Below are 17,419 nucleotides of genomic sequence, written 5' to 3'. Positions count from 1 at the left end.
TAATATCAAATGATTATATAAAAAAATAGTCGGAAGATATTTCTTCCGACCACTCCTGCCTTTAGGGGTTGCTTTTTTACTTATATTTGCATCAGAATGTAATACTTAAGCAATGAAAAGAACAGCCATCTTAGCCATAGACCTGCAAAACGACTTCACCACTCCTGCAGGTTCCCTGTTTGTGAAGGATGCCGATATAGACGTAGCCCGTATCGCAGACTTTATCCGGAAAAACCAGACTGAAATAGATTATATAGCCCTTACGCTTGACTCACATCAGCCTATACATATTGCGCATCAGATCTATTGGAAAGATAAGGGAGGGAACCACCCGCCATTGTTCTCCATTATCAGCGCTGCGGATGTTAAGTCGGGATTATGGCAGGCGCAATATAACAAGGAATTAGCCATTCCATATCTGGAACAGCTTGAAACCAAAGGCGAAGTGTGTACAATATGGCCTATGCACTGTATATTAGGAACAAACGGCTGGTCTATAGACAAAACTATTACCGACAGCCTTACTGAATGGGCCGTGAATAATAATAAGTCGTATGAACTATTCTATAAGGGTTATTCGCAATCGACAGAGCATTATAGTATCTTCAGAGCGGCTGTAGAATGGGATTTCCAACCTAAAACGCAATTGAATAGCAGATTACTGTCTATTCTGAACTCATATGATGAAGTATTGCTTATAGGGGAAGCCGCTGATTATTGCGTCGCCAATTCTCTTAATGACATACTCGATACCTGTAGCGGATTGGCAAAGAAGACTGTGGTTCTCACGGATTGCATGTCCTGGATCAATCCTGAGAATGAGAGCGCAAAAGCGATATTCGATAAAGCCAAAAGAATGGGAGTCCGCTTCGAAACAGCCGTGAACTATAAATTCTGAAACCAACTGATATTTATACATAACATATACCATGAAAAACAAACTGATTTTATCCGTACTGTCAGGGTGCGCATTTATTCCCGTACAGGCGCAGGTACACACTAATTTTATCGTTATAAATCTGGATGATGTCGGATATGGGGACTTTTCTTATAAAGGCGCACTGGGATACAGGACTCCCAACATTGACAAAATGGCGGCAGAAGGAATGCAATTTACGCATTTTCTTGCGGCCCAGCCTGTCAGTGGGGCGTCACGTGCCGCGTTGCTTACAGGATGTTATCCAAACAGAATCGGATTTTCCGGGGCACCGGGCCCGGACTCCAAAACAGGAATAGATGCCGGAGAAGAAACGATTGCCGAAGTGCTGAAAAAGAAGAATTATGCCACAGCCGTTTACGGTAAATGGCATTTAGGGCATCTCGAACCTTTTCTCCCGCTTCAAAACGGATTTGACGAATACTACGGACTACCTTATTCGAACGATATGTGGCCGTATCATCCTCAAAACGGCATATGGTTCAACTTTCCGGATTTGCCGACCATCGAGAACAATAAGATTATAGGATATAATACAGACCAGTCGAAATTTACGACTGACTATACAGACCGCACCATCAACTTCATACGAAAGAATAAGGATGTACCCTTCTTTATCTATCTGGCACATTCCATGCCCCATGTACCGCTGGCGGTATCCGGCAAGTTTAAGGGTAAAAGCGAACAGGGGCTTTACGGAGACGTAATGATGGAACTGGACTGGAGTGTAGGTCAGGTATTGCAAACGCTGAAAGACCTGAACCTCGAAGAAAATACACTGGTCATACTCACATCCGATAATGGGCCGTGGATAAATTACGGCAATCATGCTGGTTCGACCGGCGGACTGAGAGAAGCAAAAGGAACTACCTTCGAGGGTGGAAACCGTGTTCCCTTCATCGCATACTGGAAAGGCAAAATAGAAGCGGGGACAGTATGTAACAGGATGGCGTCCAATATAGACATACTACCCACATTGGCAGATATAAGCAATGCGCCGCTGTCACAGAACAAGATCGACGGGGTCAGCCTGCTGCCCCTGATGAAAGGTGATATGGAAATGATTCCTCACCAATATTTCTTCTATTATTACAGGGTAAACGATCTGGAAGCCGTAACCGACGGGACTTATAAACTTATATTTCCGCACAAGCACAGGACATACAGCCTGTTTCCCCCGGGTAATGACGGAAAACCGGGAGAAGTGAAAGAAGATTTTGAATTGAAAGAACCACAATTGTACGATCTGCGCCGCGATGCGGGTGAAAGCTATAATATTATAAACGAATATCCCGAAATAGCCGACAGGCTGGAAAAAGCAGCTATGACAACAAGAGAAGATATCGGCGATAATCTCACGAATATGAAAGGAGCAAACCGCAGGCCAATAGGCAGGGTGAATAAATAAGCTTTTCGTTCTACTCTTTGGCTGGGATATTTCCGTCGAAACTGTCGATAAAAATCTTTTTGGCTACTTTGCCCACGATCCTTGTGGATATGGCATCATATGAGCCGCCAACCACACCGCCGACTACAGGTACGGCTTTCCCTATGGAGGTTACTCCTTTTTCGCCTGCTTTTGCTGCCAGCTTGGCACTGACTTTTTCGATGGTTCTGGTTATCAGTTTTTCACTGGCCTTGATACTTACATCTTTCAGTAGTTCCTTTGCTCCATTGCCTACCATGCAAATATAGACTAGGGATTTGACTCTATCGTCTCTGATATCGTGCCCACCCATATAGGCTATAGCTGCGATCATGCGTATTTGTACATAAATCACGCTGGCAATATTTGCAGGAACAGTCAGGGGCATAATCATAACGCCGCCAAGCCCGGTGACGAAACCACTTGTAGCAGCCTTGGCTACCTGCCATTTGATTAGCGAGTCTACTTGCTGGCTCAGTGTACCATCCTGATGGAGATAGCTATTGCCCAGATCATAGGCTGAATCGACACCCGTCAGGCCGACTACAGCTTTTGAATATGCCCAGTCGAGCGTTTTGGCCATTAGCCCTTTGTTTGGCTTTATATTTTGTTTGTTGTCAGTCATTATTCTAAATCCCTAATATTTTATTTACCAGAACAATAACTATGCCAAGTTAGACAAAAAGAATAAAGCGTCTCATTTTCAGGAAATGAAACGCTTTAATAAAAAGTAAAATAATTTAATTCTCATTCAACAGTCTGCCCAGATCGTTAGGCGTAAGGTTCATTGCCACGATTACCCCGTTTTCATCAATCAGGTAATTCTTAAACCCTCGTTCCAACTGATAGCGATCATACAGCCCGGAGGAAACTTCCCCTTTGGCCAGAAACTGATACTTGGTATCAATTTTATCCATGACCAATGTCCTCTCATACACTGACTCGCTCTTGTCAAAAGAAACTGAAACCATCTGCACCGGATACCGCTTATTCTCGATAATATGAGACAGCAACACATTGTCCTTGTGCGAATAGGCGTCGTAAGCCGCCCAGAAGTTTACCAATACTTTTTGACCCCTAAGGTCAGACAAATTAATTTTTGTTCCTGATTCATTTACCAAATTTTTAATATCAGGCAACAGGTTTCCCGGATAAATACCTTCCGAAAGACTAGAAGTTCTTGATATGTTGGATGATAAACTGATAAAAGTTACACCCGCAATCAAGAAGTACTTCAAATACTTCATAAAATAATCATTAGGTTACCACTAAAGTCTTTATCCCTCACTTCCTTCACAGAAAAGGGAAAAAGACCCTCCCAACTTTTGGGAACAGAATCAATTATCTACGCTTAGATAATTTATAATCCTGTATTTCGGGGTCAAAGATAATACAATTTAGCGAAATGTGAATAATCTGTTCAAGCTAATTATTAATAGTTGCAATTTTTACAATGCCTCCAAATAGTTTATATATTTGATAATCAATGTATTGAAACGTGATCTTTTGCTCTTCTTTTTGTATTTGCAACATACTTTAAATTAGTATCTGGAGATAAATAAACCCCGGTTTCATAGCAGAAACCGGGGTTTATTTTTAATATTTATATATTATTTACTTTGTAATGCGCTCAAGCCATTTCAACATAAAGAGCATTGTAAACATTGATATACAACATGCTGCAACAAATACACACCATGTGGCCCAAATAGGAATATTTTCATACAGAATAGCACCAATAAACAACAATTGATTACCTAATGCCGTAGCACCAAGCCAGCATCCTTGCATAATTCCTTGATATTGTGGAGGTGCCACTTTAGACACAAATGATATCCCCAGAGGACTGATAAATAATTCCGCTATTGTCAATATCAGATAAGTTCCTATCAATAAGAATGGTGTTACACGAGCAGAATCCGCTAATCCACCCACTGCTTTTACTTCATTAGCTGATGGCAAACCTAAGGAACCCAAAGACATTACAACATAGGCCAAAGCTGCAATACCCATACCAATGGCAATTTTTTTAGGAGCCGAAGGCTCTTTGCCTTTTGCCCGTAACCAGCCAAATACAGCCAGAATTATCGGCGTTAATAAAACAACAAACAGCGGATTAAATGACTGAAATAGTTCTGCGCCTTCCAATGTAACTAAACCAAACAGATCAAGCTTCATACTACTCAAATCGGTGTAATCGTTTGCAAAGAATGTTAAAGTTAATCCGTTTTGATGGAATGAAAACCAGAAGAAAATCACAACAGCAAATACAGCAAATAAAGCGTATAAGCGCTGTTTCACTTCGTTCGCATCCATAGCAGGCGCTTCTTGTATTGCTGAGTGATCTTTCTTTACAGCTTTCTTCAATGCCGGATCTGGAAAACGCTTCTTATTTATAGTATAAATAGTAAGAGAGATCAGCATGGCAAAGATTGCTATACCGAAGGCATAATGGAATCCTGTATTAAATACACCAAGATATTCATTGGCAAACAAAGTCAGATCAGCAGGGGCACCATTCAGACTAACTTCGGGAGCTAACTTTGTAAAACGTTCAGCGGCTTCACCTGTAAGAGTTCCACCGATTTGCTGGTGACAAAGAGCCGGAAGATCGGAATTATATACAAAACCGTTTGTTTTAAGCCACCAGTTTCTGATACCTACTGCAATAAGCGGTGCAAAAATAGCACCTATATTAATAAACATATAAAACAATGAGAAACCGGAGTCACGCATTTTTCCATACTCTTCATTATCATACATTTGACCCACCAGGGCCTGCAAATTACCTTTAAATAAACCATTCCCAAAGGCGATAACAAATAGGCCAAAACAAGTAAGAGTTAGATATAAAGCTAAATTAGGAACCGGGGTAGGGGTCGGAATCGCTATAAGTAAATACCCTACGGCCATTAATATAATACCTACTTGAATTGTACCTTTATATTTCTTCGTTTTATCTGCAATAAGACCCCCGACAAGAGCCAAAGCATAAATAGAAAAGTAAAATACAGAGTAAATAATACCTGCATTTGATTTATCCAAACCAAATTTTGACATTAAGAAGAGGGACAGAATAGCCATCATTATATAGAAGCCGAAACGCTCTCCCATATTTGACAATGAGGCCGCTAATAAACCTTTAGGATGATTTTTAAACATAAAATTATATTTAAGATTAATATTATAAGTTATTTCATTCCTTCCTATGGTATTAAACTTTACAAAAGTAAGAAAACATACCAGATAATCGTTTTATCCAAACATATTAAAGAACATAAAACCCTGCTAACGGCATTTTTTATGCAAATAAGATAGTTTTGTTCTTATATACCAATACTCTTCTAGTAAGATGATATTCGATAGCATGGGATAATACTATCTTCTCCAGATCCTGCCCTTTACGCACCAGGTTCTCCACACTATCGCGATGCGTAATGCGGGTAATATCCTGTTCTATGATCGGCCCTGCATCAAGCTCGGCTGTTACATAGTGGCTTGTAGCGCCGATAATTTTCACACCTCTCTCATATGCCGCATGATAAGGCTTTGCTCCCACAAAAGCGGGAAGGAAAGAATGGTGGATATTAATTATCTTATTAGGATATGTTTCGATGAATTTATCCGTCAATATCTGCATATAACGTGCAAGAACAATAAAATCGATTTCCTTATCTTTTAACAAAGCCAGCTGTTGAGCTTCTATTTCATCCTTATTATCCTTGTTGAGCTTTAATACATGGTATTCAATACCGAAGCGTTCGGCAACCCACCGCATATCTTCGTGATTACTTATGATAAGGGGAATCTCCACATTCCATTCTCCTGCTGTGTAGCGAGCCAGTATATCGAACAGGCAATGTGACATCTTAGAAACAAAAACGGCCATACGTGGCGTATAGTCGTTGAAATAGAGCCGGAATGTCATATCGTACTTCTTAGCATACATCGTCTGGAAGTAATCGCTGATCTTCTCACGGGGAATAATAAAATTGGTTAAATCCCATTCGATACGCATAAAGAACGTATTCTCCTGCTTATCCACATGTTGTTCCAGATTGATGATATTACCTCCATTCACATTGATAAAATCGGTAACGGCAGCTACCAGCCCCGGCTGGTCGGGTGAAGATATAAGTATAATTGCGTGGGCGTTGTTCATTTTAATTTATTTAGTCTTCTTCTATCACCAGATTATCAATAATAAACTCTTGTCTCTCAGGGGTATTCTTACCCATGTAGAAATTGAGCATATTATTCACTAAATCTTCTTTCTTCATTGTCACCCGGTCGAGGCGCATATCTTTTCCTATGAAATGCACAAATTCGTCCGGTGATATTTCACCCAGACCTTTAAAGCGGGTTATTTCAGGATTTGCACCCAACTTACTGATGGCAGCAATTCGTTCTTCCTCGGTATAGCAATAGAATGTCTCTTTCTTGTTGCGAACGCGGAAAAGCGGTGTTTGCAATATATATACATGATTCTTCTTTATCAAATCCGGAAAGAATTGCAAAAAGAAAGTCAGTATCAGCAAACGGATGTGCATACCATCCGTATCAGCATCGGTAGCAACTATTATCTTATTGTAGCGTAGCCCGTCCAATCCGTCTTCGATATTCAAAGCTGCTTGCAACAGGTTGAATTCTTCATTCTCATATACAATCTTCTTTGTCAACCCGAAACTGTTCAATGGCTTTCCACGAAGGCTGAATACCGCTTGCAGATTCGGATTACGGCTCTTTGTGATAGAACCGCTGGCGGAATCCCCTTCGGTAATAAAAATACTGGTTTCATCCAGATTATCACCCTTGGTATCGTTATAATGAATGCGGCAGTCGCGCAATTTCTTATTATGCAGATTGGCTTTTTTTGCACGTTCACGGGCTAGCTTCGTTACTCCTGCGATAGCCTTACGTTCTTTCTCCGAGTCAAGGATCTTTTTAAGTAACGTCTCCGATACATCGGTATGTTTATGCAGATAGTTATCCAACTCCTTTTTGAGGAAGTCCCCGATAAATTTCTGTACAGAAGGCCCCCCCGGTCCCATATCTTTTGATCCCAGCTTCGTTTTGGTCTGGGATTCGAATACGGGTTCTTCAACCTTTATACTGATAGCTGCCACAATACCGCTACGGATATCAGCATAATCGAAATTTTTATTATAGTATTCTTTGACTACACGGGATAATGATTCACGAAACGCAGACTGATGCGTCCCTCCCTGTGTGGTATGTTGTCCGTTCACAAACGAATAATATTCTTCCCCGTACTGGTCGGTATGCGTAATAACGACTTCTATATCTTCATCTTTCAGGTGAATGATCGGATACAGGGCTTCGGAGGTCATATTCTCGTTCAGGAGATCTACAAGCCCGTTTTTGGAGAAGAATTTCTTACCATTATAAATAATCGTAAGTCCGGTGTTGAGGAATACATAGTTTTTGAGAAGACTTTCCACATAATCGTCCCTGAAGCTATAACTCGTAAAAATCGTATTATCCGGGATAAACTCTATCAATGTACCGTTCTCTTCCGTAGTGCTGTGCACCTTATCTTCATCAGTAACAATCGCTTTACTATATTCTACAAAAGTAGTTTGTCCATCGCGAAAGCTCTGAATACGGAAAAATGAAGAAAGGGCATTTACAGCTTTTATACCTACCCCATTCAGTCCTACCGACTTTTTAAAAGCCTTAGAGTCATATTTGGCTCCGGTATTCATTTTCGATGATACATCTTTCACTTTACCCAATGGGACTCCACGTCCGTGGTCACGCACTCTGACAACACCTTCTTCGATAGCGACATCGATAGTCTTGCCATAGCCCATCATGTATTCATCAATAGAGTTATCCAACACTTCCTTCAGAAGTACATAGACACCATCATCGGCCGATGAGCCGTCGCCCAACTTACCAATATACATCCCCGGACGGCGACGGATATGCTCCTGCCAATCGAGGGTTTTTATATCATCATCGGAATAATTAACTTCGGGTAATTCGATCTTCTCTTCTTCCATAAACTTTTTAAAAATCTCTAGTAATGAAAAACGCAGCGTAAAATTATAAAAAATTCTTCGGAAGAAAAAGTTAAAGTGACACCCCTCATCCTCAATTCAGATGTTTTATATAAGCCCGGCGCATCTTATGATTCTCTGCATTAAAGCCGTCCCATAATGATGCCACTTTATTATTCATTTCCAGTTCGGGATTGGATTCGGCGAACTGAAAACCACATTTGTATGCCGATGGTATAAAGTCATTAAATATAATCGCGTTTACCCCTTTCCCCTGATATTCAGGTGCAATACCTATCAATAGTAGGTCTATAACCGGATTCTTTTTGCTCTTCAGATCTTTCAACAGGTGATACCATCCGAAAGGGAATAGTTTTCCACGCGACTTAATCAGCCCCCGGGATAAACTTGGCATTCCGATACCAAAGCCTACAACTTCATCCGTTTCTTCTTTTATAATGATAGATACGATATCCCATCGTAAAAGAGGTACATACATTTTCACATAATGATCTATCTGCTTCTGGGTTAAAGGTGCAAAACCATAAAGAGGCTTATAGGCTTCGTTCATCAATTTGAACAGCCTGTCTACATATGGTGCAATCTGCTTCAAATTCTTAAACTTCAAAACTTTCAGGCCATAGCGGGTGGCTACCATATTGGCGATGCGTTGATGCCTTTCAGGCACTGCATCAGGCACAGGAATCCGATATTCATTCCAGTCGGCTTCTTTCCCGAAGCCCAATCGCTCCAGTTGTGTCACATAATACGGGTAACTATATTTAGTGGCCATAGTACTCACCTGATCAAACCCTTTTATAAGCATACCTTCAGGATCGAGATCCGTAAAACCCATAGGCCCTACTATGGCGTCCATACCCTTATCTTTTACCCATTTTATCGCTGCGGCGAATAAAGCATCTACCACCTCATTATCATCTATAAAATCAACAAAGCTGAAACGTGCATGTTTTTCGTTCCATACTTCATTGGCCTTATGGTTAATGATCGCTGCAATCCTGCCTACAATCTGATTCTCCTCATAAGCCAGGAACATCTGCATCTCGCAAAAATCAAATGCAGGGTTTTTCTTTATATCCAGGGTGTCCAACTCGTCCAGTATCAGCGAGGGCACATAATACGGACAATCTTTATATAATTTTATCGGGAATTTCACAAAGGCCTTCTTTAAAGCCTTATCATTCTCACTTACTTCTCTAACTACTATAGACATACTTCAATTTCTGGTTCTATTTTGGGCGTAAAGATAATATTTTAAATGACGAGTCATAATTTATGAATTATGAATTAGCTTCTGTTAACTGACTCCTTACCAAATCAACTCATTTTCTGATACAATGTAATCCATCTTTACATCATTTTTATCTGCAGGTATTCCATCGAACAGCTGAAATTCGAAGCATATACCGAGCCTGGGAGCTTTCAATTTAGGTAAAAAGCGGTCATAATAAGCTTTCCCTCTTCCCATCCGATTCATTTTCCGATCAAATGCCACTCCAGGAATTATTATCAGATCAACTTTCTTATAATCCGTATAATTATCCCCTACAGGCTCCATGATACCGAAAGCCGATTGCTGGAAACATGTATTGGTCGTGCATCTTCTGAAAACCATTTCGTCTTTTTCAATCACCGGAAGGTAAAAATCTTTGCCGGCGCTCCATTTGCGAATAAAATCGAAAGTCTGCACTTCATCATCAAGGCTATTATATATAAATATCGTTTTGGATTCCTGAAATATCCCTGTCAATTCAAGGACAGATAATACTTCCTGTGAACGATTATATAATTCATCAGAAGTAAATTTCTTTTTAAGTGCAGAAATCTCTTTTCGTAATTTATCTTTCGCTTGTTGTATATTGCTCATTTTTTTTTAACTATTGAGGCTGACAAATAACGTACCATAATTCAGCCTGATATAGAAATATCAGACAAAAATACATTTCTTCGGTAATATTATCCTATTTTTGAAGCTGAAAATAAAAATTACCCTAAAAAAACAAGACGCAATTGTTATGCATGCCATTGTCAAATTCTTTCAGAAACCGATTTTCTATGATAAACGTCTGATATTCGCCTTATGGATCGGGGCTGCTCTGCTGGCAGGACTGAGTCATCTGAACAAGGCCAATAACTATCAGATATTCAAATATGTATTCTACCATACGATAGAGCAGGTAAACCTGTATACCGAATACCCGGACCAGTATTTTGACTCGAATCACTACGGGCCGCTGTTCAGTATTATAATAGCACCTTTTGCCGTGCTGCCTGATTTTTTGGGAATACCTTTATGGGAAATGGTAATTGCCGCTACTCTACTGGTAGCGATCTATAAACTTCCGATGTCGTGGAAAGGCAAAGTTATCATCTATTGGATTGCCATGCTCGAAGTATATCTGAATGCGACCAACAGCCAGACAAATACACTTATAGCTGCATTGATAATCGGGGCTTTCATCTGCATCAAGTCAGAAAAAGACTTTTGGGCAGCCTGCTTTATTATGCTCGGTCTATTTATAAAGTTATACGGCATTGCAGGGCTGGCATTCTTCTTTTTTTCAAAACATAAGCCAAAGTTTATCGGTTACTTGTTTCTGTGGGGCATTATTTTCTTCATATTGCCAATGGTAATATCTTCTCCCCAGTTTATCGTACAAAGCTATGCGGACTGGTACGAATCGCTGATGTTGAAGAATACATTGAATACGGGTTCGGTCTATCAAAATATATCAGCAATAGGCCTGATACAAAAAGTTTTGGGGTTAACGTTCTCAAATCTGATCATTCTTATTCCTGCCGTCATTCTCTTTGCCCTGCAATATATACCGGTAAAGGAATACCGAAACCCGGTTTATCAATATGGCCTTTTAGCATCGACACTTATCTTTATCGTCTTATTCAGCACCGGCTCCGAAAACAGCACTTACATCATAGCCGTGACCGGGGTTGCTATATGGTTCCTTATACAAAAGAAGCCTTTGAATAAATACCTGCTCATTTTATTTGTATTCACCTTATTTCTTACTCTTTTCGCAAATTCGGATCTAATCCCGGCTTTTATAAGGAGAGAGGTCATAAGGCCATATTCACTCAAAGCATTCCCAAGCCTGCTGGTATGGCTGATACTGGTTTATCAGCTTACAACATTCCGCAAGGCATCCGGAAAAGAATTATCAGGCCACTATCTGCCGGCAAATAAAGCAGAAGAACGGTGAACCCATAAAGGAGCATGAGTTTATAACTCATGCTCCTTTCTTATATTATCCTATTTATACTGTTCGCTCTTTATAGCTTCGGGTGTCGCTTTATTTGCTTTCAGCAGTTTAACGGCCTCTTTCATTATCAGGTCGTCTCTCTGGGCTACCGGATAGTATGCATCTTCCCCGAAAATGTTCCGCAGGATAATCGCTTCCATCTGTGCCTGCAGGAGCCTTCTCGATTCTTCGATCAGGTATGGCTGGCGGCGTATTCCTTTACCATACGCATACTCAACCAGATAATCGACAACCGGTTGTGTAGCGAGATATTTATGAGCCTCCTGCCATGTTTTATAACCTTTCAACTTTTCCCTGTTCTTCGCTGAGTAAACGAAAGAGTATTCACGCATCATTCCGCTATTAGCCACTTTCAGGTAATAAGAGTTTATCCCTGTGGTGTCGCGGGGGACAAACACATCGGCCAGGATACCGTCATCACCATATACAGGACGTCCCGCCAAAGTGTGGAACAAAGGAAGATTATCCAGTTTTATGCTATCTCTGTTAGAAAATTCACCCCTATTATAACGGTTTAGTATATCCATATCATAATCGGTACGGTCACCTTTCTTATATGCTTTTTGGATACATCTTCCCGAAGGTGTATGGTAGCGGGCAATGGTTAATTGTAAAGCCGAACCGTCTTTGAACATAAACCGGTTTTGCACAAGACCTTTTCCGAACGAACGACGTCCTACAATCAAGCCCCTGTCGTTATCCTGCATCGCTCCCGCAAAAATTTCACTGGCAGAAGCACTTCCTTCGTCTATAAGCACGATCAACTGATTATCTTTACATGTACCCGAACCATCGGCAAATACATTTTCGCGGGGATACGCACGGCCTTCGGTATAGACAATCATATTACCGTTTGCAAGGAACTCATTCGTCATCATTATTGCCGCGCCCATATAACCACCCGTATTCTGTTGGAGGTCTATGATGAATGATTCGCAACCCTGACTTTTCAGTTTTGCTATAGCTGTGATAAACTCATTATAAGTAGTGCTTCCAAATTTCGTAACTTTGATATAGCCTATCTTATCGTCTATCATATATGATACCGGAACTGTTTTCACAGGTACATCCGCGCGTGTAACCTCAAATTCGATCAGGTCGGGACTTGTATCCCTTTTTATTTTTATTTTTACTTTGGTATCTTTCTTTCCCCGCAATGTTTTGAAAACTCTCTCTTCGCTAAGCCCTTTCCCGACAAAGAGACTGTCGTTCACATATACCAGCCTGTCGCCGGGGATAATCCCTACTGCTTCAGAAGGTCCTCCGGGTATAACGTTTACAATATTTACCGTATCGTTCTTGATAAGGAACTCCACTCCCACTCCACTGAAATGGCCTTCCAGTTCATCACCGTTATACGCCATATTCTCTGCCGAAATATACACAGAGTGAGGGTCTAACCCGGCCAGAATCGTAGGAATGGCATCTTCAACCAGTTCATTTACATTGACTGTGTCTACATACGACTTATTCACATATTCAAATATAGTCTCCAGTTTGTTGCTACCTCCGAATATTTTCCGTACAGGGGTAAATACGGAAAATATATTTCCGATAAGAATTCCTACAGCGATACTCAATGCAATGCACAAAGGCAGCCAAATGTATATCTTTTTATTACTTTTCATTTATTTTCTAACTCTATTTTATTTTCAGTTTCATCCATCTCGATAAGCACAACTTCGATCCCGGCACGCTCCAACAAAGCCGCGCCATCGCTACGCCTGTATCTCTGGTTGTAAACAACCCTTTTGATACCTGCCTGGATAATCAATTTTGCACATTCGATACAGGGAGATGTTGTTACATACATTGTTGCGTCCATGCTACTATTGTGCGAGCATGCTACTTTTGTTATGGCATTGGCCTCGGCATGTAAAACGTACGGTTTGGTCTCATTGTTCTCATCTTCGCAGATATTTTCAAAACCTGCCGGAGTACCATTATATCCATCCGATATAATCATTTTATCCTTAACAATTAACGCCCCTACTTTCCTGCGTACACAGTATGAATTTTCAGCCCAGATAGCTGCCATTCTCATATAACGTTCATCCAGCAGCTGTTGCTTATTTTTAGTCATATACTTCACCTCTTTTTCGAAGCACAAAGATAATGAAAAGTTCACGATATGTTATTATAAGCGTGTTTTTTATCTGAATAAACGCACGAAAATCGGCCCTTATAACCACCGGTCAAATATTCACTTTTATTAACTGCACTATGTTAAAACCTGACACTTTTCTGTGAACAGTAAACAGTATTCTCATGCAAAGACGCAAAAGGTAACAGATATATCAGTAAACAGTAAACAGTTATCAGTTAACAACTCGTATCTCGTATCTTGTCTACTCGTAACTTGTAACTTGTAACTGCTCAAAGGGCGCAGAAATAACATTCGCCGAAGCAAAGGCGAGGCAAACTCGTAACTATATCAAAAAAGTTACAAAAGTTACACTTTTCCCACTATTTTTTATCTGTTCCTTTTTTCCCTCTCTGTAAGTCCCCCAAGGGGGACTTAGGGGGCTTCTTCAACACTTCAAAGAACTATCAGCTAAAGGCTATCGGCTTCATATATAGATAAACTTTTTCGAAAAAAATATTTTTTTGCTAAGTACATGACAAAAATTTATATGCTGCTCTTACAGAGTATTTCCCCTGTTCTCTCCGGAATTTGATATTTGCGAAAGTGTCCAGTCGCCGGCTTCCGGCGTCAAAACAGGTTCGGTTAAATTCGTGGCAATTAGCATAAGAACGGGTGATAAACAAACACGACACATTATCTGACAAAAAGGTTGTGATGCAGCAAATCCAAATCTTTTTAATAAATTAAAAAGCTGCCTGAAATAAATCCAGGCAGCTTTTTTACCGTATAAATTATAATGAAACAGGTTATTTCTTAGGATTCATTATTACTTCAATAAAGTTACCCTGCGATATCAGTTGTTTTGTTACAGCCTTGATATCATCTTTAGTCAATGCATTTACTATTGACAAATAATCGGAATAATTATCCTCTCCATAGAAATGATATGCACTCAGGGTACCCACCCAGTAGCCGTTTTGCTTTTCATCTTCCTGGAATTTTTTCACCATATATTCTTTCACTTTCTGGAAGTCGGCATCTTCAGGTCCTTTTTCTGCTATGTTTTTCACTTCACGGTCAACAATAGGAGCTATCGATGAAGCTCTTTCAGGATCAGTGTCGAATGTCATTACTAATCTGGCTTGTCCCTCAGGTATGCGGTTAATATCCGAACCCACACCCACACCATATGTGCCACCGGCTTCGTCCCTGATGGTACGCATATATACAATGTCCAGAATTTGCTTCAATGCGGAAAGCGCTATTTGAGTTTTCTGGTCACGTTTCAATGTCCCGCTATACAATTCGAATACAGAGGTTTTAGGCGTTTTCATTTCCTGCTCGAATATATCTTCAAACTTACCTTTGCGTATATCCGCTTTTACATCCTTGTATTTAGCATCTTTATTGCCGGACGGCAGAGAGGCCAGATATTGTTCTACCAGTGGTTTTAAAGTAGCTTCATCTATAGTTCCCACAAATGTGAAAGTGAATGAGCCCGGATTGGCAAATATTTCTTTGTATATTTCAATGATACGGTCGTAATTCAATTTTTCCGCATCTTCCAGGGTCATTTCCTTCATACGCGGATTGTCGCCGTATCGGGCAGCAATAGTACGCAGGCTCATTACATATGACGGTTCGGAAGCCAGATTCTTCAGCTGGTTCTTTATCGCGTCCATCAATGTCGTGTATGCGCCCTCATCTTTACGAGGCGCGGTGAAGTACAGATATGTAAGCTGCAACAAGGTCTCTACGTTTTTGATATTTGATGAACCATTCATCCCCTGTGTCCAGCTTGATATATTGGCATTTACATTTGCCGACTTTCCGGCTAATACTTTTTTCAGGTCTGTAGAACTGAAATTTCCGATACCACCCACATATGGCACCATAGATGCCATGTTTGCATTATCTATATCGGCATCGGCTATGATGGATGTACCGCCATAACCATGCGAAGCCATGATGATCTCATCATCCTTGTAGTCGGTCTTTTTAAGAACGACTTTAATGCCATTGGATAACGTCCAGACTGTAGCACCCAGCTTATCGTCTTTTGTTGTACTAACTACTTTACCTGCCTGTGGCAATTGCGCGATAAGCGGTTCATTGGATACTGTTTCCGCATACGGAGTAATGTTTTCGGCTTCTACAGTCCTGAAAACATTCAGTAATTCATCCGTTGTCGGATATACCAGCCCTTCTTTCTCTGGTCCGGTAACGGTAATGATAATATTCTTGTTGTTGATAAGTCCCTGCGACATTGCATTGATCATTTTGGCATCAAGCATCGGGGCTATCTGTTTCAGGAAGTTGTATTCATATTCTATTCCCGGAATACCTTCATTGTCGGAAAAGCTGCGCACATATTCCTGCACATACCTTCTGTTCAACTCTTTACTCCTATTATTATACATATCCTCATATCTTTGCAGGAGGGTAGCTTTGGCTCTTTCTACTTCGGCTTCGGTGAACCCGAATTTGCGGATACGTTCGTTCTCCCTTACCATACTGGCCAAAGTTTCGTCTACTTTCCCTTCTTTACTCAAAGCCATTGTTGTCCATGCGTCTTTGGTCTTTGAGACGAAGAAATTACCATCGTAGGCATATGATGCTGCGAATGGTGCATCAGCTTTCTGAGATATTTCGTTTAATCTGTCGGATAGCATACTGGATGCCAGATTCTTAACAATGCCGGACATAAGTTCAGCTTGTGTTTTCTTCAGATTTTCGGGCAGAATATCATGCTTTATATACAGGCTGACAACAGTTTGCACGGCTTCCGGGTCCGTTATTACCGATACAATGGGTTCTTCATTGTCCGGTACAGGGAAATATACCCTTTCGGCAGGGCTGACAGGTTTAGGTATATCGGCAAACATAGTTTTTATCTGTGCTTCTATCGCATCTACGTCTATATCCCCTACCACAATGATAGCCTGTAGGTCCGGTCTGTACCACTTATGGTAATAATCTTTTAGTGTCTGATACGGGAAGTTTTCCACTATCTCCATCTTTCCTATTGGCATGCGGTCGGCATATTTACTGTCTTTGAATATAACAGGAAGCTGCTTGTCCCAAATACGCGACTGCGCCCCGCTGCGTGTACGCCATTCTTCTTTAATAACCAGACGTTCTTCGTCAATCTGCTCGTCTTTGAGGGCAATAAAGCTCGACCAGTCGTGTAATACCAACAGACAAGAGTCAATGACCGTCTGACGCACAACCGGTACATCCGACAGATTATATACGGTTTCGTCAAAAGATGTATAAGCATTTACGTTTGCACCGAACTTCACACCGATACTTTCCAGGTAATTAAGGATTGTTTTTTTGCCCGGAAAGTTTTTTGAACCATTAAAAGCCATATGCTCCAGAAAGTGAGCAAGCCCTGCCTGATTATCCTCTTCCTGCATTGAACCTACTTTTTGAGCGATATAGAAATCAGCTCTTTTCTCCGGATATGCATTATGCCTGATATAATATGTCAGACCATTTTCGAGCGTGCCGAATCTTACCTGCGGATCTATCGGTAATGGCTGAGGCATTTGCGCTTTTATCAGCCCGGTTATAACTACAAAAGCAAATAAAATAATTGATTTCCTCATACTTAAATGTTTTAGTTTAGTATAATATGTTTGTTAT

Annotated in this window: 13 protein-coding genes; 3 read left to right on the top strand and 10 right to left on the bottom strand. The window is 40.6% G+C overall.

The window, feature by feature from the left end:
- Window positions 1-112: 112 nt before the first annotated feature.
- Window positions 113-898 carry a cysteine hydrolase family protein gene (locus ACFO6W_RS19365; RefSeq protein WP_379999479.1) on the top strand — a complete coding sequence of 262 codons (786 nt, stop codon included), beginning with the start codon at window positions 113-115 and terminating at the stop codon, window positions 896-898.
- A gap of 31 nt (window positions 899-929) precedes the next feature.
- Entirely contained in the window at window positions 930-2,345 is a 1,416-nt protein-coding gene (locus ACFO6W_RS19360; protein WP_379999477.1) for a sulfatase family protein, read from the top strand.
- A 10-nt stretch (window positions 2,346-2,355) separates the two neighbouring features.
- On the opposite strand, the gene ACFO6W_RS19355 is transcribed toward ACFO6W_RS19360, so the two are convergent.
- The 7 genes from ACFO6W_RS19355 to ACFO6W_RS19325 form a co-directional block, all read right to left on the bottom strand.
- Window positions 2,356-2,988, bottom strand: a complete 633-nt coding sequence (locus tag ACFO6W_RS19355) for an EcsC family protein (RefSeq protein WP_379999475.1) — start codon at window positions 2,986-2,988, stop codon at window positions 2,356-2,358.
- A gap of 115 nt (window positions 2,989-3,103) precedes the next feature.
- Window positions 3,104-3,610, bottom strand: a complete 507-nt coding sequence (locus ACFO6W_RS19350) for a peroxiredoxin family protein (RefSeq protein ID WP_379999473.1) — start codon at window positions 3,608-3,610, stop codon at window positions 3,104-3,106.
- Between the two features lie 367 nt (window positions 3,611-3,977).
- The gene (locus ACFO6W_RS19345; protein ID WP_379999471.1) at window positions 3,978-5,525 is read right to left on the bottom strand and encodes a peptide MFS transporter; all 1,548 of its coding nucleotides are present in this window, start codon (window positions 5,523-5,525) and stop codon (window positions 3,978-3,980) included.
- A gap of 139 nt (window positions 5,526-5,664) precedes the next feature.
- Window positions 5,665-6,525, bottom strand: a complete 861-nt coding sequence (gene purU / locus ACFO6W_RS19340) for a formyltetrahydrofolate deformylase (RefSeq protein ID WP_379999469.1) — start codon at window positions 6,523-6,525, stop codon at window positions 5,665-5,667.
- Between the two features lie 10 nt (window positions 6,526-6,535).
- Entirely contained in the window at window positions 6,536-8,389 is a 1,854-nt protein-coding gene (locus ACFO6W_RS19335; protein ID WP_379999466.1) for a DNA topoisomerase IV subunit B, read from the bottom strand.
- A 91-nt stretch (window positions 8,390-8,480) separates the two neighbouring features.
- Window positions 8,481-9,620, bottom strand: a complete 1,140-nt coding sequence (locus tag ACFO6W_RS19330; protein ID WP_379999464.1) for a hypothetical protein — start codon at window positions 9,618-9,620, stop codon at window positions 8,481-8,483.
- 96 nt (window positions 9,621-9,716) lie between these two features.
- Window positions 9,717-10,274 (bottom strand): 5-formyltetrahydrofolate cyclo-ligase, encoded by a 558-nt coding sequence (locus ACFO6W_RS19325; RefSeq protein ID WP_379999462.1) that lies wholly within the window; start codon window positions 10,272-10,274, stop codon window positions 9,717-9,719.
- A gap of 148 nt (window positions 10,275-10,422) precedes the next feature.
- Between ACFO6W_RS19325 and ACFO6W_RS19320 the strand changes: the two genes are divergently transcribed.
- Window positions 10,423-11,625 carry a glycosyltransferase family 87 protein gene (locus ACFO6W_RS19320; RefSeq protein ID WP_379999460.1) on the top strand — a complete coding sequence of 401 codons (1,203 nt, stop codon included), beginning with the start codon at window positions 10,423-10,425 and terminating at the stop codon, window positions 11,623-11,625.
- A gap of 50 nt (window positions 11,626-11,675) precedes the next feature.
- On the opposite strand, the gene ACFO6W_RS19315 is transcribed toward ACFO6W_RS19320, so the two are convergent.
- The 3 genes from ACFO6W_RS19315 to ACFO6W_RS19305 all read right to left on the bottom strand — a co-directional run bounded on the left by ACFO6W_RS19315 (window position 11,676) and on the right by ACFO6W_RS19305 (window position 17,382).
- Window positions 11,676-13,313, bottom strand: a complete 1,638-nt coding sequence (locus ACFO6W_RS19315) for a S41 family peptidase (RefSeq protein ID WP_379999459.1) — start codon at window positions 13,311-13,313, stop codon at window positions 11,676-11,678.
- Window positions 13,310-13,768: a deoxycytidylate deaminase gene (locus ACFO6W_RS19310; protein ID WP_379999458.1), complete on the bottom strand. Its 459-nt coding sequence runs from the start codon at window positions 13,766-13,768 to the stop codon at window positions 13,310-13,312. The genes ACFO6W_RS19315 and ACFO6W_RS19310 overlap by 4 nt, the downstream gene beginning before the upstream one ends.
- A gap of 809 nt (window positions 13,769-14,577) precedes the next feature.
- Complete coding sequence (locus tag ACFO6W_RS19305) at window positions 14,578-17,382, bottom strand: M16 family metallopeptidase (protein WP_379999456.1); 2,805 nt, start codon at window positions 17,380-17,382, stop codon at window positions 14,578-14,580.
- Between the last annotated feature and the right edge of the window lie 37 nt (window positions 17,383-17,419).

The sequence above is a fragment of the Dysgonomonas termitidis genome, from assembly GCF_042654545.1.
GTDB classification, from domain to species: Bacteria; Bacteroidota; Bacteroidia; order Bacteroidales; family Dysgonomonadaceae; genus Dysgonomonas; species Dysgonomonas termitidis.
Note: the sequence above shows the minus strand (reverse complement) of the source record. Positions and strands in the feature narration are given on the sequence as shown.

Coding starts and splice junctions, on each gene's coding strand:
- ACFO6W_RS19365 (WP_379999479.1), top strand. CDS start 113: ATGAAAAGAACAGCCATCTTAGCCATAGACCTGCAAAACGACTTCACC.
- ACFO6W_RS19360 (WP_379999477.1), top strand. CDS start 930: ATGAAAAACAAACTGATTTTATCCGTACTGTCAGGGTGCGCATTTATT.
- ACFO6W_RS19355 (WP_379999475.1), bottom strand. CDS start 2,988: ATGACTGACAACAAACAAAATATAAAGCCAAACAAAGGGCTAATGGCC.
- ACFO6W_RS19350 (WP_379999473.1), bottom strand. CDS start 3,610: ATGAAGTATTTGAAGTACTTCTTGATTGCGGGTGTAACTTTTATCAGT.
- ACFO6W_RS19345 (WP_379999471.1), bottom strand. CDS start 5,525: ATGTTTAAAAATCATCCTAAAGGTTTATTAGCGGCCTCATTGTCAAAT.
- purU (WP_379999469.1), bottom strand. CDS start 6,525: ATGAACAACGCCCACGCAATTATACTTATATCTTCACCCGACCAGCCG.
- ACFO6W_RS19335 (WP_379999466.1), bottom strand. CDS start 8,389: ATGGAAGAAGAGAAGATCGAATTACCCGAAGTTAATTATTCCGATGAT.
- ACFO6W_RS19330 (WP_379999464.1), bottom strand. CDS start 9,620: ATGTCTATAGTAGTTAGAGAAGTAAGTGAGAATGATAAGGCTTTAAAG.
- ACFO6W_RS19325 (WP_379999462.1), bottom strand. CDS start 10,274: ATGAGCAATATACAACAAGCGAAAGATAAATTACGAAAAGAGATTTCT.
- ACFO6W_RS19320 (WP_379999460.1), top strand. CDS start 10,423: ATGCATGCCATTGTCAAATTCTTTCAGAAACCGATTTTCTATGATAAA.
- ACFO6W_RS19315 (WP_379999459.1), bottom strand. CDS start 13,313: ATGAAAAGTAATAAAAAGATATACATTTGGCTGCCTTTGTGCATTGCA.
- ACFO6W_RS19310 (WP_379999458.1), bottom strand. CDS start 13,768: ATGACTAAAAATAAGCAACAGCTGCTGGATGAACGTTATATGAGAATG.
- ACFO6W_RS19305 (WP_379999456.1), bottom strand. CDS start 17,382: ATGAGGAAATCAATTATTTTATTTGCTTTTGTAGTTATAACCGGGCTG.